This is a genomic window from Parafannyhessea sp. LCP19S3_B1 (assembly GCF_052121955.1).
In the GTDB taxonomy this organism is placed as follows: Bacteria; Actinomycetota; Coriobacteriia; order Coriobacteriales; family Atopobiaceae; genus Parafannyhessea.
The window spans coordinates 12,260-37,665 of sequence record NZ_JBQKDH010000006.1; the positions used below are offsets into that span (position 1 = coordinate 12,260).

The 25,406-nt window shown below is 67.4% G+C and carries 20 protein-coding genes; 11 read left to right on the plus strand and 9 right to left on the minus strand.

Translation table 11 applies throughout. From position 1 onward, the window contains the following. Window positions 1-316 precede the first annotated feature (316 nt). From ACTQWE_RS04005 to deoD, 4 genes are all read left to right on the plus strand, one after another. Entirely contained in the window at window positions 317-1,189 is an 873-nt protein-coding gene (locus ACTQWE_RS04005; protein ID WP_441855798.1) for a DegV family protein, read from the plus strand. A gap of 67 nt (window positions 1,190-1,256) precedes the next feature. Then, window positions 1,257-1,967: a class II aldolase/adducin family protein gene (locus ACTQWE_RS04010; protein WP_170103136.1), complete on the plus strand. Its 711-nt coding sequence runs from the start codon at window positions 1,257-1,259 to the stop codon at window positions 1,965-1,967. A 48-nt stretch (window positions 1,968-2,015) separates the two neighbouring features. Beyond that, window positions 2,016-3,137 (plus strand): S-methyl-5-thioribose-1-phosphate isomerase, encoded by a 1,122-nt coding sequence (gene mtnA, locus ACTQWE_RS04015; protein WP_441855800.1) that lies wholly within the window; start codon window positions 2,016-2,018, stop codon window positions 3,135-3,137. Window positions 3,138-3,187: 50 nt separating this feature from the next. Further along, window positions 3,188-3,910 carry a purine-nucleoside phosphorylase gene (deoD, locus tag ACTQWE_RS04020; protein WP_441855801.1) on the plus strand — a complete coding sequence of 241 codons (723 nt, stop codon included), beginning with the start codon at window positions 3,188-3,190 and terminating at the stop codon, window positions 3,908-3,910. 35 nt (window positions 3,911-3,945) lie between these two features. On the opposite strand, the gene ACTQWE_RS04025 is transcribed toward deoD, so the two are convergent. Genes ACTQWE_RS04025 through ACTQWE_RS04035 form a run of 3 tightly spaced genes read right to left on the minus strand, consistent with a single transcriptional unit; the run spans window position 3,946 to window position 8,146 of the window. Continuing rightward, window positions 3,946-4,644, minus strand: a complete 699-nt coding sequence (locus tag ACTQWE_RS04025; RefSeq protein WP_090846384.1) for a 5'-methylthioadenosine/adenosylhomocysteine nucleosidase — start codon at window positions 4,642-4,644, stop codon at window positions 3,946-3,948. 46 nt (window positions 4,645-4,690) lie between these two features. After that, window positions 4,691-5,449: a mechanosensitive ion channel family protein gene (locus tag ACTQWE_RS04030; protein ID WP_304137563.1), complete on the minus strand. Its 759-nt coding sequence runs from the start codon at window positions 5,447-5,449 to the stop codon at window positions 4,691-4,693. Between the two features lie 12 nt (window positions 5,450-5,461). Then, window positions 5,462-8,146, minus strand: a complete 2,685-nt coding sequence (locus tag ACTQWE_RS04035; RefSeq protein ID WP_441855804.1) for an ATP-dependent helicase — start codon at window positions 8,144-8,146, stop codon at window positions 5,462-5,464. A gap of 190 nt (window positions 8,147-8,336) precedes the next feature. On the opposite strand from ACTQWE_RS04035, the gene ACTQWE_RS04040 reads away from it, so the two are divergent. The 6 genes from ACTQWE_RS04040 (at window position 8,337) to ACTQWE_RS04065 (ending at window position 15,258) form a co-directional block, all read left to right on the plus strand. After that, window positions 8,337-8,549 (plus strand): (2Fe-2S)-binding protein, encoded by a 213-nt coding sequence (locus tag ACTQWE_RS04040; RefSeq protein ID WP_157692194.1) that lies wholly within the window; start codon window positions 8,337-8,339, stop codon window positions 8,547-8,549. A 159-nt stretch (window positions 8,550-8,708) separates the two neighbouring features. After that, the gene (locus tag ACTQWE_RS04045) at window positions 8,709-10,721 is read left to right on the plus strand and encodes a heavy metal translocating P-type ATPase (RefSeq protein WP_441855806.1); all 2,013 of its coding nucleotides are present in this window, start codon (window positions 8,709-8,711) and stop codon (window positions 10,719-10,721) included. A gap of 168 nt (window positions 10,722-10,889) precedes the next feature. Further along, complete coding sequence (gene cbiM, locus ACTQWE_RS04050) at window positions 10,890-11,933, plus strand: cobalt transporter CbiM (RefSeq protein ID WP_441855808.1); 1,044 nt, start codon at window positions 10,890-10,892, stop codon at window positions 11,931-11,933. After that, window positions 11,926-12,771 (plus strand): energy-coupling factor transporter transmembrane component T, encoded by an 846-nt coding sequence (locus tag ACTQWE_RS04055; protein ID WP_441855810.1) that lies wholly within the window; start codon window positions 11,926-11,928, stop codon window positions 12,769-12,771. Before cbiM ends, ACTQWE_RS04055 begins: the two co-directional genes overlap by 8 nt. Then, the gene (locus ACTQWE_RS04060; protein WP_441855812.1) at window positions 12,772-13,524 is read left to right on the plus strand and encodes an energy-coupling factor ABC transporter ATP-binding protein; all 753 of its coding nucleotides are present in this window, start codon (window positions 12,772-12,774) and stop codon (window positions 13,522-13,524) included. It begins immediately after the preceding gene. A gap of 927 nt (window positions 13,525-14,451) precedes the next feature. Further along, window positions 14,452-15,258: a MerR family transcriptional regulator gene (locus tag ACTQWE_RS04065; RefSeq protein WP_441855814.1), complete on the plus strand. Its 807-nt coding sequence runs from the start codon at window positions 14,452-14,454 to the stop codon at window positions 15,256-15,258. A gap of 107 nt (window positions 15,259-15,365) precedes the next feature. Here the strand turns inward: ACTQWE_RS04065 and ACTQWE_RS04070 are convergent, their stop codons facing one another. Then, window positions 15,366-16,319: an L-lactate dehydrogenase gene (locus ACTQWE_RS04070; protein WP_170103126.1), complete on the minus strand. Its 954-nt coding sequence runs from the start codon at window positions 16,317-16,319 to the stop codon at window positions 15,366-15,368. 286 nt (window positions 16,320-16,605) lie between these two features. On the opposite strand from ACTQWE_RS04070, the gene ACTQWE_RS04075 reads away from it, so the two are divergent. Then, window positions 16,606-17,427, plus strand: a complete 822-nt coding sequence (locus tag ACTQWE_RS04075; RefSeq protein ID WP_441855816.1) for a bifunctional hydroxymethylpyrimidine kinase/phosphomethylpyrimidine kinase — start codon at window positions 16,606-16,608, stop codon at window positions 17,425-17,427. A gap of 145 nt (window positions 17,428-17,572) precedes the next feature. Here ACTQWE_RS04075 and ACTQWE_RS04080 read toward each other — a convergent pair whose 3' ends face one another. From ACTQWE_RS04080 to ACTQWE_RS04100, 5 genes are all read right to left on the minus strand, one after another. Then, on the minus strand, window positions 17,573-19,933 hold the full coding sequence (locus ACTQWE_RS04080; protein WP_441855818.1) for a dipeptidase: 2,361 nt from the start codon (window positions 19,931-19,933) through the stop codon (window positions 17,573-17,575). 237 nt (window positions 19,934-20,170) lie between these two features. Beyond that, the gene (gene ettA / locus ACTQWE_RS04085; protein WP_441855820.1) at window positions 20,171-21,850 is read right to left on the minus strand and encodes an energy-dependent translational throttle protein EttA; all 1,680 of its coding nucleotides are present in this window, start codon (window positions 21,848-21,850) and stop codon (window positions 20,171-20,173) included. A gap of 139 nt (window positions 21,851-21,989) precedes the next feature. Beyond that, window positions 21,990-22,319 carry a hypothetical protein gene (locus ACTQWE_RS04090; protein ID WP_441855822.1) on the minus strand — a complete coding sequence of 110 codons (330 nt, stop codon included), beginning with the start codon at window positions 22,317-22,319 and terminating at the stop codon, window positions 21,990-21,992. A gap of 109 nt (window positions 22,320-22,428) precedes the next feature. Next, complete coding sequence (locus tag ACTQWE_RS04095) at window positions 22,429-24,495, minus strand: FtsX-like permease family protein (RefSeq protein WP_441855824.1); 2,067 nt, start codon at window positions 24,493-24,495, stop codon at window positions 22,429-22,431. Next, complete coding sequence (locus ACTQWE_RS04100; protein ID WP_170103121.1) at window positions 24,485-25,264, minus strand: ABC transporter ATP-binding protein; 780 nt, start codon at window positions 25,262-25,264, stop codon at window positions 24,485-24,487. The genes ACTQWE_RS04095 and ACTQWE_RS04100 overlap by 11 nt, the downstream gene beginning before the upstream one ends. Window positions 25,265-25,406 lie beyond the last annotated feature (142 nt).

Here is a 25,406-nt window from a genome sequence, read left to right on the forward strand (position 1 = left end):
TACATAAAGATACGTTACCCGCAGCTGCCCCCTCGCCGGTCAGCCACCGATAACAAAGCTCCTCCAAGGCTTTCCGCAAGCGGCGTGCCCCATGAGGCCGGCGCGGGCGCAAACGCGCACGTGCACGCAGGTGCGCCGGGCGAGAAGAGCGTGGCCCCATGGCGGTTCCCGGGACGTTGTTTGCGCGCGGGCGCAAACGGGAACTATAGTAGGTGCATGCACGCCGCACGTCGGAAGGCCGCGGCGCGGTGCGCGCAGGGGGCCCGCGCGAGGGGGCCAAACGGAGGCGCGGTTGCGCCGGATGTCGGAGGAAACCATGAACGACCAGCGCATCGCAGTCATCACCGACTCTGGCACGGACACCCCGGCTGAGTTCTGCCGCGAGCACGACGTGAGGGTCATGCCGCTGCACATCAACTACGCGGACGGCACCACGTTCCAGAGCGGCGTAGACATCACGGCGGACGAGGTCACTCGGCGCCTCGCGACGGAGGTCCCCAAGACGTCGCTCCCCTCCCCCCACCAGATCCAGACGACGCTCGAGCAGGCACGCGCCGACGGCTACCAGAAGGCAGTCATCGTCACCATCGCGAGTGCCCTCTCCGCCACGAACCAGACCGCCCACATGGTTGCGGGCCAGATGGAGGACTTCCCCACCATCGTGGTGGACACGCGCTCCATCGGCATGGTCGCGGGCATGGTCGTCGAGCGCGCCGTGCAGATGGTCGAGGCGGGCGTGCCGTTCGAGCAGCTCCAGAGCAGGCTCGACTCCGTCGCGCAGCAGTCCAACGTGTTCTTCGCGGTCAAGTCGCTCGACTTCCTGTACAAGGGCGGCCGCATCAACGGCCACATCTACCGCATCGGCTCCGTGCTTAACATCAAGCCGATCCTCACCTGCGACGACGAGGGCTACTACACCATCGCCAAGAAGGCCCGCGGCTGGGACCGCGCGCTCGACACCATGGTCTCGCTCGTCGCGGAGAAGGCACGCCAGTACAAGCGGGCCCGCCTCGCCGTGTGCTGCTCCTCCACCACGCGCGACCTGTACGACGCTCTCGAGCAAAAGCTGCGCGCGGCCGTCCCCAACGTGGAGAGCGTCCAGAGGCACGACCTCTCCGCAGACCTCTTGGTGCACACCGGCCCAGAGATGGCCGGCATGGGCGTGCAGAACGCCGAGCTCGACTTCTAAGCTGACGCGTGCCGACGCCCCCACACGCCGGCACGCTCGTTTTTCTCGACAGATCCCGGGAGGCTCTATGGGCAAGGACGTGCGTGCAGACATCTGCGAGGTTGGAAGGCTCCTGTACGACCGCGGCTACGTCGCGTCCAACGACGGCAACATCTCCGTGCGCGTCGGCGAGAACGAGGTCATCGTCACGCCATCGGGCGTGAGCAAGGGGCGCATGGAGCCGGGCATGCTCGTGCGCTGCGACCTGGACGGCAACGTGCTTCCGGACGACGCGTCCGGACGCTTCCCCTCGTCCGAGGTCAAGATGCACCTTGCCGTGTACCGCGCCCGCCCGGACGTGCGCGCCGTCGTCCACGCGCACCCGGTCTTCGCCACGGCGTTCGCCATCTGCCGCCACGAGCTCGCGGAGCCCTACCTGCCCGAGCTCGTGCTCAACTTCGGCAAGATACCCGTGACCGACTTCGCGATGCTCTCCACCGACGAGGTGCCGCGCAGCCTCATGCCGTTCGTCCACGATTACAACGGCGTGCTGCTTGCCAACCACGGCGCGGTCGCCTGGGGCGGCGACGTCTGGGCGGCGTTCGACCTCATGGAGACGATCGAGCACAGCGCGAAGATCTACAAGGCCGTGCACGACCTTGGCGGCGGCGTGCCGCTTGCGCCGGAGGACGTCGCGCACCTGGAGCGGCTGCGCGCATTCTATCGCCGCCGCGCGGCACGTCGCGACGACGCGGCAGCGGGCGACGCAGGCGAAGGCGCCACGGACGCGAACGCATAGCAATTCAGACCGGACAGGACGGAACCAGACGAGAAGGGTGTGACAACCATGGCAGGGGAAGATCCAGAACCGGAGACGCCGGAGGCGGCCGCGACGCAGGCCGCCACGAGCGGCGTCACCAACGTGGACGCGGTGGAGCTGAGGGCGGACGGGGGCGCGGTCGTGATAATCGACCAGACGCTTCTGCCCAACAGGCTGGAGTACCTGGAGCTCGCGGACGCGAAGGACATGTACGACGCCATCTTCCAGCTGAAGGTGCGCGGCGCGCCGGCCATCGGCGTGTGCGCCGGCTACTGCTACTACGTGCTCGCCCGACAGGAGGCCGCGCGCGGCGTGGGCTACGACGAGTTCGCCTCTGCCATGGAGCGCCAGCGCGCCTACCTCAACTCCTCGCGCCCCACGGCGGTGAACCTCTCGTGGGCGCTGGGCCGCATGCACGGCGTGACGCTCGCGCACAGGGGCGAGGACCCAAGCGGCATCGTGGCGCTTCTCCGCAAGGAGGCCGTCGCCATCCACCGCGAGGACCTCGCGATGTCAGAGGAGATCAGCCGCCTGGGCGCGAGCCTGCTCAAGGACGGGGACGGCGTGCTCACGCACTGCAACGCCGGTCCGCTCGCGTGCCTGGGCTACGGCACGGGCCAGGGGCCGCTGTACTACGCGCACGACCACGGCAAGCGCGTGCACGTGTTCGCAGACGAGACGCGGCCGCTGCTGCAGGGCGCGCGTCTCACGAGCTACGAGCTTTACCGCGCCGGGATCGACGTCACGCTCATCTGCGACAACATGGCGTCCATCGTGATGAAGAACGGCTGGGTGCAGGCGTGCATGGTCGGCTGCGACCGCGTCGCCATGAACGGCGACGCCGCGAACAAGATCGGCACCTCGGGCGTCGCGATACTGGCAAGGCACTACGGCATCCCGTTCTACGTGCTGGGACCCACGTCCACCATCGACCGCGGCTGCCCCACCGGCGACGACATCAAGATAGAGCAGCGCGACCCCGAAGAGATCAAGACCATGTTCTACGCGGAGCCGAAGGCGCTGCCCGAGGTCAAGTGCTACAACCCCGCGTTCGACGTGACGGACCACGACCTCATCACGGCCATCGTGACCGAGAAGGGCATCTGCCGTCCCCCGTACACCCAGAGCCTCGCGGCGCTCTTTGAGTAGCGACCGCCCGGCCAGCACGCAACCATCATCCACAAGCGAAGGGAATCCCCATGTTCGAGACCGCATCAGCCTGCATCCGCTGCAACAAGGAAGACGTCGCGAAGGTCGTCCTCATGCCCGGCGACCCGCTGCGCGCCAAGTTCATCGCGGAGCACTACCTCGAGTCGCCCGTCCTGTTCAACGACGTCCGCAACATGCTGGGCTACACGGGCACGTACAAGGGCAAGCGCGTGAGCGTCATGGGCTCTGGCATGGGCATCCCCAGCATGTGCCTGTACGCGCACGAGCTGTACACGCAGGTCGGCGTGGACGCCATCATCCGCGTGGGCACCACGGGCGGCCTGCAGGACGACCTCCATGCCGGCGACATCGTGATCGCGCAGAGCGCGGCCACAAACTCCTCCATCGCGAGCCTGTACGACTCCCCCGTCAAGCTGGCCCCCACCTCGAGCTGGGACATGCTGCGCGACGCCGTCGCGGCGTGCGAGCGCCTGGGCTTCGGCTACCAGGTGGGCCAGGTCGTGAGCTCCGACGTGTTCTACAACCCGCGCGAGGACGCGCCCGTTCGCTACCGCGACCTCGGCCTGCTCTGCGTCGAGATGGAGACGGCGGGCCTCTACATCGAGGCCCAGACCAGCCACAAGAAGGCCGTGTCCATCCTGTCCGTGTCGGACACGTTCTTCACGGGCGAGTCGCTGAGCGCGGACGAGCGCGAGAAGAGCTTCACCAACATGATGGAGGCCTCGCTGGAGACCGCGCTCAACTACGCGTAGCGTCTCACCCCAAGGCACGGGGCCGACCGGCGCGCCTACGACAGGTGCGCCACCATGTGGCTCACGATCTTCGCGCAGTGCTCGGCCGCCTGCGCCTCGAACACGGGGTACTCCACCTCGGCGGTCCCGTCCGCCTTGTCGCTTATGGCGCGCACGATCACGTACGGCACGTCGTTCAGCCACGCGGTCTGGGCGATGCTCGCACCCTCCATCTCGACGCAGCTCGCGCCAAACGTCGTGCGGATGCGGTCCTTCTCGCCCTGCGTGCGCACAAACTGGTCGCCGGACGCCACGCGTCCCTCCACGCACGCCACGTCCGGTGCCACGGCGCGCACGGCGTCCTCGGCGGCCTTGCGCAGGCGCTCGTCCGCAGGAAAGTACGTGATGCCCAGGCTCGGCACCTCGCCGGGCGCGTAGCCAAAGTTCGTCGCGTCCACGTCATGGTGCACGGCGTCCGTGGACACCAGCACGTCGCCTATGTTCAGGCGCGCGTCCAGCGATCCCGCGACGCCGGTGTTGATGATGGCTTCCGCGCCAAAGCGCTCGATGAGCACCTGGGCGCATACCGCGGCGTCCACCTTGCCCACGCCGCACTTCACCACGGTCACCGGCGTGCCGCCAATCGTGCCGTCGTCAAACGCCATGCCGGCCACCTTCACGCGCGTGGGGTCGACCACCTTGCCACGCAGGTGCTCCACCTCGACGTCCATGGCGCCAATGATTCCAAGTTTCATGTTCTCTCCCCATCTGCCGCGAAGCGCGCCCCGCGGCCCTCGCTTTTTACTCCCGCGCGCCTGCCGCGTCCGCCAGCCACGGCCTTCCCTGCAGCACGCGCGTGACGCGGTCCTGAGCCGTGCCAAACGCCACGTCCGGCCTCACGTGCAGCCACACCGTGCCGCGGGTGCCGTACGCGTCGAAGCCGGAAAACGTCACGCCAACCTCGAACGCGTCGTCCGCAAGCTCGCCCAAGGCCTCCGTCGCCAGGCGCCTGACCTCCTCGCTCACGCTCGTAAGGTCCGCGTCGGGGCGCACCAGCACGTCCACGCCACAGCAGCCCAGCGACGAGGCCCCCTTGCGCGTGAACGCGGTCTTGTTCAGCACGCTGTTGGGGATGACCTGGTCGTTTCCCAGACGGTCGCGCACGATGGTGCTGCGCCAGTTCACGTCCGTCACGAAGCCCTCGAACCCGCCAACGGACACGTAGTCGCCCGGCTGCACCACCTTGCCCAGCATGAGCCCCAGCCCGCTGAACACGTTCGATACCGTGTCCTGCAGGCCAAACGACAGCACGACGGACGTGACGCCCAAGGCGGCCACGAACGCCGTCGCCTTGATGCCAAACACGGGCTCCAGCACACTCAGCAGCCCAAACGCCCAGATTACGCCGCGGATGATGTTCACGAAGATCGACGCGGACGGTATGGAGGACGCGTCCAGCACGCGCCTGGCCACGCGGGTGACGCCGCGGTCAACCACAAGCGTCACCACGGCGGCCACGGCCAGGTACACGACCTTCCACACAACCGTTGCCCAACCCATCGCAACCTCCCGCTAGCCTATCTTCACGATGGGCGCGAAGCCCTTCATAAGCTTCTTCGTCTTGCCGGTCCTCGTGAAGTACACGGTGATGGTGTCGCCGGAGGCCTCCTTCACGATGCCGGGCCCAAACGTCTTGTGCGACACCTGGTCACCGGGAGCAAACGTCTCCTCCGCCTTCTTGCGGTCGCGCACGGGCGCTGCCGCCGCCGGGCGAGAAGAGCCTGCCCCCATGCCCGCGGACGCACCGCCAATCGGGCGACCCGGCCAGCTGGGGGCCGCGGTGCCGCTCGGACGCGCGCCGCCGGTCGAGCGCGTGTGGCTGCCGAACACGTGGCCGCCGTACACCTCGGAGCCGCGACCCGATCCGTACGTGCCGTGGCGGTCGCCGCGCTTCTCCCATCCCACGCCGCTGAAGCCGGACGACCCCACGCCGATGGCGTTCACGTCCTCGGGCGGGATCTCGTTCAGGAAGCGGCTGCGCGGGTTCGTCTGCACGGAGCCAAACATGCGGCGCGTCACGGCGTACGTCAGGTACAGCCGCTTCTCCGCGCGCGTGATGGCCACGTACGCAAGGCGGCGCTCCTCCTCGATGGACTCCGCGTCGCCCTCGTGCGCGCGGTGCGGGAAGATGCCCTCCTCCATGCCGGCCACGAACACCACGGGAAACTCCAGGCCCTTGGCGGAGTGGATCGTCATCATCGTGATGGCGCTCGACTGCCCCGCAAGCGAGTCGAGGTCACTCCTCAGGGCCAGCCACTCCATGAACGCGGGGAGCTTCTCGGCCGCCACCGGCGGAAGTCCGCCCGCGCCCTGAACGCCCGCGCCCTGCGCCGCTGCCCCCGCCGCCGGCGCAGCGGCCGCGCCACCGTCGAGCGCGCCGGCCTCGCGCAGCTGCTCCAGGCTCTCGAGCGTCGCCGCCGCGTCCTCGTGCGTCTCGTCGAACTCCTGCGCGACGCCAAAGAACTCCTTGATGTTCTCTACCCTGCCGTCGGCCTCCATGGTCTGCTCCGCCTCGAGTGCCTGGATCAGCCCGGTGCGGTCGATGATCATCTGCACCACGTCCGCCAGGTCGCCGTCAAAGTGGCGCGCCGCCTCGATCGCGTTCGTGAAGCCGGCGAGCGCGTTCCTGGCCTTCGCGCTCAGGACGCCCGGCTCCGTGACGCACGCCTCCGCGGCCGAGAAGAACGATATCCCCCGCTCGGCGGCATAGGCGCGGATGCGGTTGACGGACGTCGTCCCCAGCCCGCGGCGCGGCGTGTTGATGACGCGCAGCGCGCTGACGTCGTCGTCCGGGTTCACGACCAGCTTGAGGTAGGCCATAACGTCGCGGATCTCCGCGCGGTCGAAGAAGCGCGTGCCGCCCACGATCTTGTACGGCACGCCCGCGCGCAGGAACATGTCCTCGAGCGTGCGCGACTGCGCGTTCGTGCGATAGAACACGGCGACGTCGTCGTAGCTCGTGCCGCGGTCGTGCAGCTTCTCTATCTCGCTGCCGATCCAGCGCCCCTCGTCGCGCTCGTCCGCGGCCTGGAACACCTCGATCTTCTCGCCGTCGCCGCGGTCCGTGAACAGGCGCTTCTGCTCGCGGCGCGAGTTGTTGCGCACCACGGCGTTCGCGGCGTTCAGGATGTGGCCGGTCGAGCGGTAGTTCTGCTCAAGCTTCACCACCTCGGCGTCCGGGTAGTCCTTGCGGAAGCTCAGGATGTTCTTGATGTCCGCGCCACGCCAGCTATAGATGGACTGGTCGTCGTCGCCCACGACCATGAGGTTGCGGTACTTCTTCGCAAGCAGGTTCGTGATCGCGTACTGCACGGCGTTCGTGTCCTGGTACTCGTCCACGCTGATCTGGCGGAAGCGCTCCTGGTAGCGGTCGAGCACCTCCGGCTCCTTGCTCAGGAGCTCGAACGTCTTTACCAGCAGGTCGTCGAAGTCCATCGCGTTCGCGCGGGCCAGGCGCCGGTCGAGCTCCGCGTACACGCGGGCCGCCGCGCGCTCCACGGGCGACTGCGCCTGCGAGGACATCTCCTCCGCAGACACGAGGGCGTTCTTCGCCTGGCTTATCTTGGAGCGCACCGCCGGCAGCGGGCACTGCTTCGAGTCGAGGTCGAGGTCGCTCATGATGCTCTTGACCAGGCGCTTCGAGTCGTCGTCGTCGTAGATCGTGAAGTTTGGCTTATAGCCCAGAAGGTCGGCGTCCTCGCGCAGCATGCGCACGCACATGGCGTGGAACGTGCAGATCCACATGCCGCGCGTGCCGCCGGGCAGCACCTTGCCCAGGCGCTCGCGCATCTCGGCCGCGGCCTTGTTGGTGAACGTGATGGCCAGCACCTGCCACGGGCGCACGCCCTCGTCCGCGATCATGTGGGCGATGCGGTACGTGAGCACGCGCGTCTTACCAGAGCCCGCGCCGGCAAGCACCAGAAGCGGGCCGCGCGTGCACTCCGCCGCCCTGCGCTGCGCGGGGTTGAGGCCGTCCAGGTCGACGCTCGGGCGCGCGGGCGCCTGGGGTACGGGCGCGGGACCGTCGGCGGGAACGTAGTCCGCGGGTGCCCAGGCGGCGCCGTCTGACACGCCGTCCTGCGCGGTCACGTCGCCGTAAGCGTCGAGCGGCACCTCCTCCGGCGCAGGCGCGGGCGAGCCCTGGCCCGCAGGGCCTCCCATCAGCGAAAAGAGCGATTGTTGCACGTCTTGGGGCATGTACTTCTCCTCCAGCCTCTTGTTTGTCCTGAATGAGTCTAACGCAGCCGGGCGACACGAATCCCACCCTGCGGAATACCTCCGCACGATTTGCCGCCGCCCGTCCGCGGCTGCGTTCGCTATCATGTCCCCAACCACGCGCCAGCCGCAGGGGCCCGGCGCGCCAGGCACGCGACGGACGGGAGCCCGCATGAAGATGACGAAGACGTTCTGCAACTGCCGCGACGTGACGTACGCGGACATCATGGCGGCCATGCGCGCCGGCGCCACCACGGCGGAAGAGGTGTCGGCCGCCACGGGCGCGGGCACGGGCTGCGGGCGGTGCCGCGAGGCGCTGGACTTCGTGGTGCGCGACTTTCTGGAGGAGCTCGGGGCCGAGAAGGACGGCTCCCTCCCCCTGTAGCGCCCGCGGTGCCGCACGCCGTCATACGGTGCTTCTCACCTTGCCGAACTTGACAACCGAACGGGTAGATGCAACACTTTCACCAGTAGTTATGAATGTCTGCTCATGTGTTCAAGTCTTGTGCGCGACACCCGCGCGCACTGCGAGGAAGGATGTGCCATGTCCTGCAAGTGCTGCTCTTCCACAAAGGACGATTCCTGCCGCCACCGCGACGAAGACGAGGCCGAGCGCGACGCGTCGTGCGGCTGCTGCTCGGGCGATGCCGACGTCGACAGCGATGACGACGATGACGACGATGACCCCTCCGTCCTGCGGAAGAAGATCTGCGCGTCCGCGGTGCTTCTGGTGGTGGCCGTCGTCGTAAACCGCGCGGCCGCGCTGCCGCTGTGGGCCCAGCTCGTCACCTACCTGCCCGCCTACCTGGTGGCGGGCTGGGGCGTGCTGCGCGAGGCCGCGGAGTCCATCGCGAAGCGCCGCCCGTTTGACGAGGACTTCCTCATGTCCGTCGCGACGCTGGGCGCGCTGCTCATTGGCTTTGTGCCGGGCGGCGAGCCACAGTTTGCGGAAGCGGTGTTCGTGATGCTCTTCTTCCAGGTGGGAGAGCTGTTCGAGGGCATGGCACAGGAAAGCTCGCGCCGCTCCATCCGCGAGCTGATGCAGATTCGCCCCGACGTGGCGTACGTGGAGCGCGACGGCGAGGTCGTGGCCGCAGACCCCAACGACGTTGCGGTGGGTGACGTGATGGTGGTGCGCCCGGGCGAGAAGATCGCGCTGGACGGCGTTGTGATCGAGGGCCAGACGAGCCTTGACACCGTGGCCCTGACCGGCGAGAGCGTGCCGCGCGACGCCGGCGTGGGAGACGACGTGGCGTCCGGCTGCGTGAACCTGACGGGGCTTCTGCGCGTGCGCGTGACGAGGGGCTTTGGCGAGTCCACGGCAAGCAGGATCATCGACCTGGTGCAGAACGCGAGCCGCAGCAAGTCGCGCTCCGAGAACTTCATCAAGCGCTTTGCGCGGGTGTACACCCCGGTCGTGGTGTACCTGGCCATGGCCGTCGCGCTGGTGCCGCCGATCTTCTCGCCCGACTTTGCGGCGGCGCTTCCCACGTGGGTGCTGCGCGCACTCACGTTTTTGGTGGTGAGCTGCCCGTGCGCGCTGGTGCTTTCGGTACCGCTGACGTTCTTTGGCGGGATCGGCGGGGCGTCGCGCCGCGGCATCCTGGTGAAGGGCTCCAACTACCTGGAGGCGCTCGCGAAGGCGCAGACCGTGGTGTTCGACAAGACGGGCACGCTCACGAAGGGGACGTTCAAGGTGACGCAGGTGCACCCGTCAAACATGGCGGACGAGGAGCTTTTGCACCTGGCCGCGCACGTGGAGGCGAACTCCACCCACCCGATCGCGGCGGCGCTCAGGCTGGCGTTTCCGCTGGACGATGACGACTGCGTCGTGAGCGACGTGACGGAGGAGGCCGGCCACGGCGTGGTTGCGACGGTGAACGGGCATCGCGTGGCCGTGGGCAACGCCGCCCTGATGCGCGAGGTAGGTGCCACGCCGGAGACCTGCCACACGCTGGGCGGATCGGTGGTGCACGTTGCCGTGGACGGCGCGTACGCCGGGCACGTGCACGTTGCGGACGAGGTGAAGCCGGACGCGGCGGAGGCCATCCGCGCGCTGAGGGAGCTGGGCGTGCGCCGCACCGTCATGCTGACGGGCGACCGCGAGGTGACGGCAGAGATGGTGGCGCGCGAGCTTGGCATCGACGAGTTCCACGCCGAGCTTCTGCCCGAGGACAAGCTCGACCAGGTGGAGGGCCTGATGGACTCCCGCGAGGAGGACGCGACCCTTGCGTTTGTGGGCGACGGCATAAACGACGCCCCCGTGCTTGCCCGCGCGGACGTGGGCATTGCCATGGGCGCCATGGGGTCTGACGCCGCCATCGAGGCCGCGGACGTGGTGCTGATGGACGACAAGCCGTCGAACGTGGCCGTCGCCATGCGCATCGCCCGGCGCACGCTGCGGATTGCCCGCCAGAACATCGTGTTCGCGGTGGCAGTGAAGGTCGCGATACTGGCGCTGGCCGCCGTGGGCCTGGCCCCCATGTGGCTTGCGGTCTTTGGCGACGTGGGCGTCATGGTGCTGTGCGTGCTGAACGCGACGCGCGCGCTGAGGTAGCGCCGGCGCGACGTTTGGGGCCATGCGGACTTCCTTTTGGGGCGGGCCGGACGGGGACGGCACTCGCACCCCATGATACCCGCGCGGCCGTCACTCGCGCTAGAATGGCCTAACGCGCACCGCGCGACACCAGCAGCCCTTTGCAACCGCCCGCCCCGAAGGAGCGTCATGCACATTCCGGAGAACTACCTGAGCCCGTCCACCTGCGGCGTGTTTGCCGTTGCCATGGTGCCCCTGTGGATGCGCGCCGCACGCCACGTGCGCGAGGAGGTGCCGCGGCAGAAGATGCCGCTCGTGGGGGTGGCCGCGGCGTTCTGCTTTCTGGCGATGATGTTCAACATCCCGCTACCCGGCGGCACCACCGGCCACGCCGTTGCGGGGACGCTGGTGGCAATCCTGTTTGGGCCGTGGACGGCGACCTTGGCCATAAGCATGGCGCTGGCGATACAGGCGGTCATGTTTGGCGACGGGGGCATCCTGGCGCTGCCGGCGAACTGCTTCAACATGGCGTTTGTGCTGCCGATGTGCGGGTATGCCGTGTACGGCCTGCTGCGCGGGCGAGAGGAACGGCACAGCGACGCCGCGGGCACGGGCCTTGGGCGCGAGCTCGTCGCGGCCGGCGTGGGCTCCTACGTGGGCATCAACGCCGCCGCCCTGTGCGCGGCCATCGAGTTTGGCGTGCAGCCGCTGCTGTTTTCGGACGCGGCGGGACGCGCCCTGTACTGCCCGTACCCGCTGTGGGTCTCTGTTCCGGCCATGCTCGCGGGGCACCTGACCGTGTGGGGCGCAGCGGAGGTGGTGTTCACCGTCGGCATCCTGGCGTTCGTGCGGAGGGTGGCCCCGGACTTTGGCCTGGGGAGCCTTGCGGGCGACGACGCGCGGGTTGCCCCGGCGCGCGCGGCGCGTCCCGTGCTCGCCCTGGTGGCGGCGCTTGCCGTGCTGACGCCGCTTGGGCTTCTGGCGACGGGCGACGCCTGGGGCGAGTGGTCCGTGGGCGACCTTGCCGCGCGGGTGGGGTACACCCCCGCCGGCATGGCGCACGGCTGGGAGTGGGCGTCGCTCATGCCGGACTACTCGCTGGGCGCGCTGCCGGCGTGGCTGGGCTATGTGCTGAGCGCCGCGGTCGGCGTGGCCGCGCTGCTCGTTGCGTTCAGGCTGCTTGGGGCACAGGCCCCCTCCCACGTGGACTTTGGGCCGCGCCGCGATGGCTAGCGAGGGCGACGGGCGCGGAGCGGAGCGCGCGGGTCTCCCCGCGTGGCTCATGCGCGACGAGGCGTACGAGCCCCCGCGCGAGCGGGGAAGCTTCGTGACGAAGAGCCTGCTGGGCATGACGGGGGTGCTCGCGCGCATGCGCCTGGACGACGGGCGCGACGGGCCGCTGAGCCCCTCCGCCCCGCTGAAGCTTCTGCTGGGCCTTGCGACGATCCTGCTGACCTCTCTCTGCCGCAACTACGCCTTCGTGCTGGTGGTGCTGGCGCTCGCCCTTGCGCGCGCCGCGCTGTTGCCCGCGCGGGCGCTGAGGCGCACGGCCGCCGTCGCCGGGGTCGCGTCCGCGCTCACGTTTGCGGTGATGCTGCCCGCGACGCTTTTGGGGCAGGCGCACTCCGCGGTGCTGCTGGGCACGAAGGTGCTGGTGACGACCACCGTCGCCATGGAGGTGACGCTCACCACGGCCGCGGGCGAGCTCACTCGCGCCCTGCGCACGCTGCGCGTGCCGGCCACGGCCGTGCTGACGCTCGACCTTGCGCTGCGCAGCATAGTGGACCTGGGCCGCGTGGCGACCGAGGTGCTGTGCGCGCTTCGCCTGAGGAGCGTGGGGCGCGACCACGACAAGAGGTCTTCCATAGGCGGCGTGGGCGGCGTGCTCCTGCTGAAGGCCGGCAGGTCCGCGGCCGAGACGGCGGACGCGATGGCCTGCCGCGGCTTCGACGGCTCCTATGACGTGACGCCCGAGCGCCCCCGCCCGCACCAGCGCGCGGTTGACTGCGCGTGGCTGCTGGGAGCGGCCGCTCTTCTCGCCCTCTTCTTCTATCTGCAGGGACTGGTCTAGATGCATCCTGACGTTCACCCACAGAGCCTCCACCATCCGCACGCCACGGACGCGCGGCCGTCGCTTATGCGCTTTGACGACTTCTGCTTTGCCTACGACGACGTGCCCGTGCTGCGCCACATCGACCTTGAGATCGACGCGGGCGACTCCGTGGTGCTGATGGGCGACAACGGGTCGGGGAAGTCCACGCTGCTGCGCGCGATGAGCGGGCTGATCCACCCGCAGGTGGGGACGTACCGCTTTGACGGTCAGCTGGTGGACGCCACATCCATGCGCGACCCGGGGTTCAGCCGCCGGCTGCACCAGCGCGTGGGGTTCATCTTCCAGGACAGCGACAGCATGCTCTTCACGGCGAGCGTGGAGGACGAGGTGGCGTTTGGGCCGTCCCAGATGGGGCTCTCCGCGAAGGAGGTCGCCGGGCGCGTGGACGACTGCCTGGGGCTTTTGGGAATCGCCCACCTGCGCGGGCGCGCGCCGTACAACCTCTCTGGCGGGGAGAAGAAGAAGGTGGCCATCGCGAGCGTTCTGGCCATGAACCCCGAGGTGCTGTGCCTGGACGAGCCGATGGCCGCGCTGGACGCCCGCACGCAGGAGTGGCTGCTGGGATTTCTGAAGCAGCTGAAGCGCGCCGGCAAGACGCTGGTGGTGGCGACGCATGACCAGTCGCTTGCGGACGAGCTGGCGGACTACTTTGTGTACATGGGCGACTTCCACGGGTACGCCGGCCGGCCCCACGTGCACGTTAACGAGTAGCGGGCGGGGGCGCCGGCGCCGCGGATACGCACCCGGTCCCAGTTTACGGGATCCTGCAAGGTCGCCACCGGTGTGTGCGGGGGCGCCGGGAGCGTGGGTACACACCCGGCCCCAGTTCGCAAGATCCTGCAAGGTCGCCCCTGGTGCGTGCAGGGGCGGCTGGGACGCGGGTACACGCCCGGCCCCAGTTCGCGGGATTCCGCAAGGTCGTGGCGGGTGCGTACCCGCCGCCGCACACACCCGGCCCCAGTTTGCGCGACCCCGCAAGGTCGCCCCCGGTGCGTTGCGCAAAGAGGGGTCCCGTGCCACGAAGTCGCGGGTGTGCTTCGCGAAATGCGAGAATCCCCCGGGTGTGCTACGCGCGCGCTTGGTTCGATTCCACATAATCGCAGGTAGGTTGGCCGAGACATAACTCGTTTAACCATCGTGGGGTCACACACCGGGGGGTTCCTGCCACGGTTGCCCCCGGGGCGCAACACACCCGGCCCGAGCTTGCACGATTCCGCAATGTCGGTCCGGGTGCGTGCAGGCGCAGCCGGGCCCCGGGCACACACCCGCGCCGAGTTTGCAGGGGGTCCGTAAACTCGGGCCCCACGAGTGCGGTCGGCGCTGCGTGCCGGTACACGTCTGCCGCGAGCTTGCACGGACCCGTGAAACTCGGCCGCGACGTGTACGGGCGCGTCGACTCGGGGCTCACGTGCACCGGCGACCGTCACCAGCGCCGCCCATGTGCCAACGCCGCGCACGCGCCGGGGGCCACGTGGCGACGCCACCTAAATCTCGTTGCTCGCAGACGGGCGCATCGCACCCTTTCCTTCCCCGCGCCTCTTTCCTCCCCCGCCCCCCGCAAAATTCGCGCTTGCACCCAACGTAACGTAGGGGTTTACCATCGCATTGTGACGGCGGGACAACATGGGAGCGCAGCGCATGGAAAGCAGGGGCAGGAACGGCAAGCGCGCGGGGGCGCCCGAGCGCACGTACTCCGTGGGAGAGTTCGCCTCGCTCACGGGCGTGACGGTGCGGACGCTCTACCACTACGAGAGCCTCGGGCTCCTGCACCCGCGTCGCCTGCCAAACGGCTACCGGCAATACGGCCGCGCCGACGTTGACCGCATGCAGCAGATCCTCATCCTGCGCGAGCTTGGCATGGGGCTCTCGGACATCGCGCGGAACCTGGACGTGCCGCCGGCACAGCGGCGCCAGACGCTCCGGCACCACCTTGAGCAGCTCAGGCGCCAGCGGGATCGCCTGGACAGAATAATCGCGAGCGTCGAGGCGACGCTCGCAGAGTTAGACGGAGGAAACACCATGAGCGCGGACGAGAAGTTCGAGGCATTCAAGCAGGAGCTCGTCGACGCAAACGAGCGAGAGTACGGGCAGGAGGTCCGCGGGCGCTGGGGCGACGAGGCCGTGGACGCGTCGAACCAACGCCTGATGGGCCTCAGCCGCGCGGACTTCGAGCGCGCCCAGAAGCTGGAGGGCGACGTCCGCAGCGAGGTGCTCGCGGGCCTCGCGGACGGCGATGCCGACGGGTCCCACGGCGCGGCCGCGGCGTCCGCGCACGCGGCATGGCTGCGCCTCTTCTGGCCCGAGGGCACGTTCAGCCCCCAGGCGCACGCCGGCCTTGCCCAGATGTACCTGGCAGACGACCGCTTCCGCGCCTACTACGACGCCTGGGCGCCCGGCGCGACGGAGTTCCTCGTGCGGGCAATCGAGCGCTCGGCCGGTCACTAGCCGCGCGGCGCCGCGCCGCGCGGCGCCTACACGTCACCGGCGCCTACACGTCACCTACACGGCCCCGGCGCGCGGCCGCCCCGCCCGGGCGCCCCTCACGCGCCGTCCTACGCGTCGAGCTTCCCGTAGAACGAGGTCAGCAGCTCCGCGGACTTGTGCAGAGCCTCCAGCTCGTCCTTCTGCAGGTCGATCTCCACGATCTCCTTCACGCCGGTGTGGTCCAGGATCGCCGGGACGGATAGGTACGTGCCGCTAAGCCCGTACATGCCGTCCACGCGCACGGACACCGGCATGATGCTCTTCTCGTCCAGAAGGATGGACTTCGCTATGGCCGTCACGCTCGCGCCGATGCCGTAGCAGGTGTTGCCCTTGCGGCTGAACACGTCCCAGCCGGCCTGCACCGTGCGCTTGCGCAGGTCCTCGCGGGTGGTGCCGCGCGTGCGCGGCGCGTTGTCGCGCAGGACGTCGTCCACGCGCTTGCCGCCGATGGTCGCGCTGTTCCAGCTCACGATCTCGGAGTCGCCGTGCTCGCCCAGCACGAACGCCTCCACGCTCGCGGGTGCCAGGTCGTACATCTGCGACAGCGCGCGGCACAGGCGCGCCGTGTCCAGGTTGGTGCCAGAGCCTATCACGCGCTCCGCGGGAAGTCCGCTCACGCGCCACGTGTAGTAGGTCATGATGTCCACCGGGTTCGAAACCACGATGAAGATGCCGTTGAAGCCGGAGGCCATCACACTCTGAACCACCTCACGCACCACGTGCAGGCTGGGCTTCAGCATCTCTAGGCGGTCGTTCGAGTCCTTCGGCATGGGCGCGGCGGCCGTGATCACCACGATGTCGGCGTCGGAGCACTCCTCGTATCCGCCCGCATGCACCCTCATGTTGCGGTTCATGAAGTAGACGGCGTCCTGCATGTCCAGCGCCTGGCCTACGGCGACCTCCTTGTTGATGTCGATGAGGCAGACGTCCTCGCAGAGCCCCTGGCTCACGATGCTGAACGCGGTGGTGGATCCCACGTTGCCCGCGCCGACGATTACGACCTTCGAGTTCCTGAAGCTCATATGCACCTCGCTTGTCTTGGTTGGTTCAGGCACCTGTCGATGCGGTCGCGAACGCAGCCGCACGACGCCTGCCATGCTTGCACAAACGGGTGCGCACGGGTGCCTCGTACGGCAAACGTCTCAGCGACAACACAAGCGATCGCACGTCTTCGTGCCGCGAGAAGGACGTTGGTACCGCCCGCGGCCCATACCCAACACCAGCCTGCCCGTTCTGCGAACGTTTCGCGCGGTGGCGCAACTTGCCGTATGCTTGTGCACGATTGCAACCTGCGAAGGAAGGCCGGTCGTGGAAGACCAGATCCTGCTCATAAACGACATGTGCGGCTACGGCAAGGTGGCGCTCGCCGCTATGCTGCCCGTGCTCACCCACATGGGGTACCGCATCCACAACCTGCCGACGGCGCTGGTTTCGGACACGCTCAACTACCCCAAGTTCTACATCCAGGACTGCACGGAGTACGTCCGCAACACGCTCCCCATCTGGGACGAGCTCGGCTTCACGTTCGACGCGATCTCCACCGGCTTCATCCAGAGCGAGGAGGAGTCCCGCATCATCGCGGACTTCTGCGAGCGCCACGCCGCCAAGGGCACGAGCATCTTCGTGGACCCCATCATGGCGGACCACGGCCGCCTGTACGCCGGCATCCCCAAGACCACCATCGGCCTCATGCGCAGGCTCGTCTCGCTCGCGGACTACACCGTGCCCAACTACACCGAGGCGTGCCTGCTCACGGACACCCCCGTCGACCTGGAACGCGGCGTTTCTCGCCCAGAGGCGGAGCGCCTCGTGGACGGCATCCGCAAGATCGGCGCGCGCTCCGTCGTGATCACGAGTGCCCTCGTGGAGGGCCGCCCCATGGTGCTTGGCTACGACCACCTGCTTGGCGAGCGCTTCGCCCTGCCCATCCAGATGGTGGACGTGTACTTCCCCGGCACGGGCGACATATTCTCGTCCGTCATGATCGGCCACGTGCTGCACGGCATGCCGCTGGCCCAGGCCACGTCGCGCGCGATGGAGGCGGTGCGCAAGCTCATCGTGCGCAACCAGTACCAGGAGGACAAGTCGCGCGGCATCCCCATCGAGACCTGCCTGGACGCGCTGGACTAGCCCCCGCCCCGGGCGCCCACGGGCGAGAAGAACGCGGCCCCTTGGCCAAGACCCAACTGCAGACGCACACAAAAGCGGCCCCAGAGCGTGAACTCCGGGGCCGCCGTCTTACCATGTCAGGAGGCCATTCCTCCGTCTGGAACCGCTACTCGCGGTTGCGCTTGCGCACCACGAGGGCGATTGCAACGATCGCGACGCCGGCGATGGCGATCGCGACGGGAACCATCGCGTTGTTGGTGTCGCCGGTCGAGACGAGCCTGCCGGATGCGGCCTTGGCCGGGCTCTTCTTGCTCGGTGCGGTGCTGCCGTTTGCGTTGTTGTTGCTAGCGCTAGCGTTGCCGTTGCCGGCGTTGGTGTTGGCGTTGCCGGTGTTGTCCGAGCTCGGCTTGTCGTCGGGCTTCGGTTCCGGTTTCTTCTCGTTCACCGTGATCGTCGCAGCCTCGGAAGTGACGGACTCGCCGTTCTGGCTGTTCGTGACGGTGCACTGGTACTCGAACGTTCCCACCTTAGAGGTGTCCACGGAGCACGTGGAGCTCTGGCTTGCAATGCCGGGGGCAGCAGCGCGCGCCATCGGCTTCGCGGCGGCAGCCGTAGCCTTAGTGGCAGGCGCGGCCTTCAGCAGAGCGACCGTGCTCTTCTTTGCCGCGCGGGCGTCTGACTGCGAGGCGGCGGTGTTGGCGGAAACATCCTTGACCGTCCACTTGTAGGTCAGGTACTGGTCGGAGCCGGCGACGCCGTCGGGAATTGTGGCCGTCACCTTGAGGTCAGCAGCCTTGTCACCCTTCTCGTACGTGGCACTCTGCGGCTGCTCGGTAATCTGCGGAGCAACGGCCGCGGTTGCATAGCGAATCGGGGCCTTCAGGTCGCCCTTCGCGGCGTCGAGGTCGCTCGGCACGAAGTCTCCATTCATACCGCCGTTCACATAGGTGCGCATCTCGTCCAGCAGCGCCTTCGACTTGGCGTAGGTCTCCTTGCTCGCCTGCTCGAAGAGCTTGTTCGCAAGTTCGGTGCGCTTATCGGACGGGGTCTTCTGCATTTCGGCATCCGCGGCATTCTGCTGCGAGATGAGCTCATTCTGCAGGGCGTCCAGGTAGGCGCGGGTGGGGACTGCGAGCTTGTCGCGGTAGTTGTATGCGAGGGTGTTGATGTCCATCAGCACGTAGTCGAGCGAGCCGTTGTCGGTCGAAGCGTCGAGGGCTGCCTTGACGTTGTCCCTCTCGTAGGCGTCGCCGGTGTGGTCCTCGCTGAAGCTGTGGATGTCGGGATAGATGGTCTTGTCCACCTCGGTCAGCAGCGCGGAGTACACGGGCACGGCCACGCTGAACTCGGCGCGTGACAGCGCCTCCCACTGGACGGTCGCGATGTCAGAGGTGAGGCCGCTCCGGATCTGGAACATGTGGGTCTCGACCGTGCGGTTGTTGCCGATGGCATACAGCTTGGAGTTCGTGTTCGCGTTCAGGTCGCTCGTCTGCTCGCCGCGGGCGGCGTAGGAGCGCAGCGCCTGGAACAGGTCAACCTTGCCGGACGGGGCAAAGAGCAGCTCCGGGTCAGAGATCGAGGTCACGCCCTGCCAGCCGGAGGCGGTAAAGTCCTTCGTGTACGTGCCGTCCGCAAGTGGGTTGCCAAAGTACGCGCGACCCTGTGCGTAGCGGGTGTCCTGCGCGATGCCCTCGTCCTTGCCATAGGACGTGGCGACGTCCAGCTGACCGTCGTCGAAGTACGTGGCGGTACCGGCGTCCTTTGCGACCTTCTCCAGGTTGGCGGAGTGCAGGCAGACGAGGCTGTCCCCAAGGTCCACGTCAAACTTCAGGTTGCTCATGTTCGGGTTCACGGAGACCTTGTCCGGCGCGATGGCCGTCAGGTTTACCGCGCACCACTGGTGACCGGAGAGCTGCATGAAGACCCAGGTCTCTGCGCTGTCCGCGATGATGATCTGGTTGCAGTCGTAGCTGCCATTCTTGTCGATAATCTCGCCCAGCAGCTTCACGCCGTCACGGGCGGTAGCGGCGCAGCCCAGCACGACGTCGGGAATCGTGTACTCGCCGATGCCGGAGGGGTCGTTGCTGTCCTCGGAGCCGCAGGGGTCGACGGCCTTGACCTTGCCGTTGTAGCCGGTGGTCAGCGTGGCAGAGACGCTCACGCCCTTCTCGTTGGTGCCGGCCTCGGAGTACGCGTCGTCGCGTCCGTCCCAGCCAGAGGGGAGGTCGCGCACATACGTGTGGCGATACGTCGTGCCGTCAAACGTCCACTCGAAGTTGGACTCGTCCGAGCTGAACTTGGGATTCGTAACGCTCTCCTGGATGCCGAACGCCTTGGGATGGCGGCTCGCGTAGTCCTCCGAGCGGCCGACGTACGTGTCGCCGGTGTCCGTGACGCCCTTGCCCATGTAGATCTGGGTGCACGCGAGCGCGCCCGTGGGCATCGCCATCACGATGGCGGCGGCCACCGTCATCGCACGCCCGAAGCGCCTGAAGCGACCAAGCGCCCTTGGATGGGTCTTTCTCATAAAGCCTCCCCGATTCCTTTTGGCGCGGCACCGACCGCACCAGACGTTATAACCAACGCATGAATCATCCCACGCCCCAAGTTCCCTGTAAAGCGCCTTAAACGCGTGCGACGCAATGCAGACGGTAAGCGGAAACATACAAATTCTAACGAGAAGGACCTGCCCCGCATGCTTGCGAGGCAGGTCTAAAACGAGAGCCCTATCCAATGTTTCTGGCGTGCGCGGCGCCGGTCGAACCTAGTCGCGCGTCAGCTTGCGGTGCAGGCGGTGCGGCTTGGAGAGGTCTGGTCCCAAGCGCTTCACACGGTCCTTCTGGTAGTCCTCGAAGTTGCCCTCGAACCAGTGCCACGCGCCGGGGTTCTCGTCCGTCCCCTCCCACGCAAGGATGTGCGTGCAGATGCGGTCCATGAACCAGCGGTCATGGCTCGTGATCACGCAGCAGCCCGGGAACTCCAGGAGCGCCTCCTCCAGGCTCTCCAGGGTCTCGGTGTCGAGGTCGTTCGTGGGCTCGTCCAGAAGCACGAGGTTTCCGCCCTGGCGCAGGGTCAGGGCCAGGTTCAGCCTGTTCCTCTCGCCGCCAGAAAGCACGCCGGCACGCTTCTGCTGGTCCGTGCCCTTGAAGCCGAACGCGCTCACGTACGCGCGGCTCGGGATCTCCTGCCTGCCAACGGTGATGTAGTCGTTGCCGCCGCTCACGACCTCCCACACCGTCTTCTGCGGGTCGAGGCCCTCGCGGTTCTGGTCCACGTACGAGAGCTTCACCGTCTCGCCCAGCTCCAGCGAGCCAGAGGTGACGGGCTCCTGGCCCACGATCATCTTGAACAGGGTCGACTTGCCCACGCCGTTTGGGCCGATGACGCCCACGATGCCGTTGCGCGGCAGGCTGAAGCTCAGGTCGTCAATCAGCACGCGGTCGCCAAACGCCTTGTGCAGGTGGCTCGCCTCGAGCACCTTGTTGCCCAGGCGCGGGCCCACGGGAAGGTGGATGTCGGTGTAGTCGACCTTCTCGGCGCGCGCCGCCGCGGCCTCCATCTCCTCGTACGCCGCGAGGCGGGCCTTGCTCTTCGCCTGGCGGGCCTTCTGCGAGCTGCGCACCCACGCGAGCTCGTCGCGCATCTTCTTCGCGCGCTTCGCGTTTTGCTTGGACTCCATCTCCAGGCGGGCGGACTTCGTCTCCAGGTACGTGGAGTAGTTGCCCTTGTACGGGTACAGCGTGCCGCGGTCGACCTCGCAGATCCACTCCGCCACGTTGTCCAGGAAGTAGCGGTCATGCGTGACGGCCAGGACGGCGCCCTGGTAGTTCTTCAGGAATTGCTCGAGCCACAGCACGGACTCCGCGTCCAGGTGGTTGGTGGGCTCATCCAGAAGCAGCAGGTCCGGCGCCTCCAGCAGCAGCTTGCAGAGCGCGACGCGGCGGCGCTCGCCGCCGGAGAGGTGCTCCACGGGCTCGTTGCCGTCGGGGCACTGCAGCGCGTCCATCGCCTGCGACAGCTGGCTGTCGATGTCCCAGCCGTTGGCGGCGTCGATCTCGTTCTGGAGCTCGCCCATCTCGGCCATGAGCGCGTCGAAGTCCGCGTTGGGGTCGCCCATCTCCTCGCCGATCTTGTTGAAGCGGTCCACCTTCGCGAGGATGTCGCCAAACGCCATCTCGATGTTCTGCTTTACGGTCTTCGAGTTGTCCAGCGGCGGCTCCTGCAGGAGGATGCCCACGGAGTAGCCGGGCGAGAGGCGCGCCTCGCCGTTGCTGATGTCCTCGATGCCGGCCATGATCTTGAGCAGCGTGGACTTGCCCATGCCGTTGGGGCCCACGACGCCGATCTTCGCGCCGGGGAAGAAGCCCATGGTCACGTCGTCCAGGATGACCTTGCCGTCGAACGCCTTGCGGACCTTCTCCATCTGGTAGATGAACTCTGCCATCTGTCTTGCTCCTATCTGGCGCGAGAGCGCCTGCGGGGTGAGTCCTGCCAGTATCCCATACGCCCCGCGCACAAGAAAGGGGCCGCGCCACGGCACCGCGGCGCGACCACCAATTCTTCTTTCCGTTGCCGCGCGGGCGCTATCCCATGACGAGGCGCAGCACGAAAAGCACGACCATGATGACGAGAAGGACAAGGGCGACGCGCATGAGGTAGCCCTTGGTGCCGAAGCGGCGCATGTTGTCCTGGACGCCGGAGAGGTCCGTCATGCCGTTCGCGACGTCGCCGAGGCCCTCCGCCACGGACTTCGGGTCCTCTTCCTCCTCCATAGGCACGTACCCTATCCGCGGGTTGCCGGTGAAGATGCGCCCGCCGCTCGTGACCACGTACTCGGTACCGTCGTCGTCCAGGCGCGTGACCTCGCCCATCAGACGCTTGCCCTGCCACACGAAGCTCCTGCCACCAGGCATGCCGACCGCCTTTCCCAGATTGCATGTTCCTAAGGAATGCTACAGCAATCCGCGGTCGGCGCGCACGGGACGCTCCGACCGCGGATGCGCGGGGCCTATGGGAGGGCGGCTACTCGCGGCGCCGGGCCTTCTCGCCCAGGACGCCGCGCGCCATGCCGTACGTGAGGAGGAAGTAGCCTCCATACAGCACGAGGACGATGGCCATGGTGATGCCGAGGGGGCGCAAAAAGTCGAGCACGCCCAGGGTCTTGATGACGCTGCCGAGGACGCCGAGCGCCACGTAGGAGTGCGCGAGCGCCACGACGAGCGGGAACAGGAAGTACGTGGCGATCTGCATGAGGATGGCGTGGTTGACCATGCCGCGCTCGGCACCGAGGTCGAAGAGCACCCGGTAGCGCGGCGCGCTTTCTGCCACGTCACTGAGCTGCTGGATGGCGAGGATCGCCGCGCAGCTGACGAACAGGACGAAGCCGATGTAGAGCGCAAGGTAGCCGATGATGGCGGTGAGGCCGACGGCTTCCTCCTTTGCGGAGGACTTGGACTGTGCCTCGAACAGCAGCCCCGGCTGGTGCGCCCTCGCGACCTCCTTGTACAGGCGGGCCTCTGCGCGGGAGTCCCTGGCCTTCACGTTGAGGTAATTGGAGAAAGGCTCGAGCTGGGCACGCTTGGACTCGAGGACGCCGTCTGGCACAACGATCGTACCGACGCTGGTGTTGACGGCGTTCGAGTACTCCATCGTGGTGCGGCGCGCACGCAGGCGCATGGTGGTGCCGAGGAAGTCGAAGCCGTCGCTCTTGACGGCGACGCGCTGCCAGAAGCCGACCATGTTGGTCATGTCCGTGGTCACGAGGGCCTCGTTGGCCTTGAGGACGACCGGCTTCTCTCCGCGCAGAGCGAGGATCGCGTTGTACTGCGAGAGCGAGGTGACGTGGATGGGGACCTTGCCGAGGGAGTTTGTATACTTGGCAAAGCTGTCAGGAACCTCGACGTCGGTGTCCCCGCGCAGCGCGGCCAGGTTCAGGCGCATGCTGGAGTCCATGTAGAGGTCGATGCGGGCGGAGTCCGCGACGAGGGAGTCCCAGTCTGGCACGGATGCTTTGAGGAGCTTTTCCATCTCGCTGCCACTGGCGTCTTGGGTTGTCTCGACCGAGGCGGAGGCGTCATCGATGGCCTGGGGATACATGGCGACGCTCACGTCGTAGTGGGTGATGGCGCTCACACTCTGGTTGATGGAGCTGACGAGGGCAAAGCCGCCACACGTGGACGTGATGGCAAGGAAGAGCGCCGCGCACACGATGGAGATGGAGACCCAGGCGCTATTGACGCGGCTGGAGAGCTGTCGCAGCGTGAACATGTTGAGACCGTGCAGGTAGAAGCCGCGTGCGGACTGCCCCAGGCGCAGCAGGAAGCCCGAGACGCTAAAGAACAGCAGAAACGTACCCACGGTGACGAGGGCGGTCGCGAGGTTGAAACGCCAGTCGATCACGTACATTCCGTTCACGCGCAGCTCGTGGTACGCGACGCCGATGAGCACGAGCGAGACGACGAACAGCGCGACGGAGAGCGGCAGGTTGCGGACGAGGCTCTTCTCGCCCTTGCGGTCCGCGTTCATGAGGTCGATGAGCCTGAAGCGCGAGACCTCGAGCACGTTGAGGACGCCGACGACGAGGAAGATGATGGCGAAGCTCACGACGGTGTAGACGCAGGCCTGGCTGCTGAACATGAGGCCGAAGCCCGTGACGTGGGTGTTGAACAGGCGCGCCGTGGCGTAGAGCAGCGCCTGTGACAGCAGGACGCCCACGGCGAGGCCGACGACGAGCGCGCCCGCGCCGACGACGAGCGACTCCATCGCGACGATGCCGGACACGTGGCGGCGGTCCATGCCGAGCGTGAGGTAGATGGCGAACTCGCGCTTGCGGCGACGGATGAGGAAGCGGTTGCCGAACAGGACGAGGAACGTAAGGAGCACGGCCACGAAGACGGAGACGGCCCTGATGATCGCGCCGAGCTCCCGCACGATGGTGCTCATGCTGCCCGAGAGGCTGAGCACCGCGCTCTGCTGCGTGACGGAGTTGAACGCGTAGTACACGGCGACGCCGAGCACGAGCGTGAGGAAGTAGATGCCGAAGTCCTTGATGGAGCGACGGACGTTGCCGAGGGCGATCCTAGCGTACATCTGCCGCCTCCCCACCCATGAAGCTCACGACGTCCATGATCTTCTGGAAGAACTGCTGGCGGGACTCGTCGCCGCGCGAGAGCTCGTTGAAGATGCGGCCGTCCTTTATGAAGAGCACGCGGCCGGACCAGCTGGCGGCGTACGAGTCGTGCGTGACCATGAGGATGGTGGCGCCCTGGCGGTTGAGGTCCGCGAGGCTGCCGAGCAGGAGGCGCGAGTTCTTGGAGTCGAGCGCGCCGGTGGGCTCGTCCGCGAGTACGATGGCCGGCCTGGTGACGATGGCACGTGCGCACGCGATGCGCTGGCGCTGGCCACCGGACATCTGGTACGGGTACTTCTTCAGCACGTCCGCCACGTCCAGCATCGCGGCGACCTGCTCCACGCGGCCGGGGATCTCCTTCGGGCTCACGCGGTTGATCGTGAGCGCGAGGGCGATGTTTTCCTCGCCCGTGAGGGTGTCGAGCAGGTTGGAGTCCTGGAACACGAAGCCGAGGCGCTCGCGGCGGAAGCGCGAGAGGTCCTTCTGCCTCATGCCGGTGACGTCGCGTCCGTCGACCACGATCTGGCCGGACGTGGGGCGGTCGATGGTGGAGATGCAGTTGAGCAGCGTGGACTTGCCGGAGCCGGACGTGCCCATGATCGCGATGAACTCGCCGGTGCGCACGTCGAAGCTCACGCCGTCGAGCGCCTTCGTCATGGCGGTCCCCATGCCGCGGCCCTTCGAGCCGTAGTACTTCTGCACGTTGTGTACCTGAAGGACGGTTTCCATGTTCTTCTCCTTTTGCCGGACGGGTCCGGCGTTGCGTCTTTGGGCATGACATGCCGTCGGTTTGCATGCTCATGGTGTCATGCCGCGCGCCGGGCAGCCATAGGCCAAGGTGACGGAAACCTTACGGTCTTGTAAGGTTGGG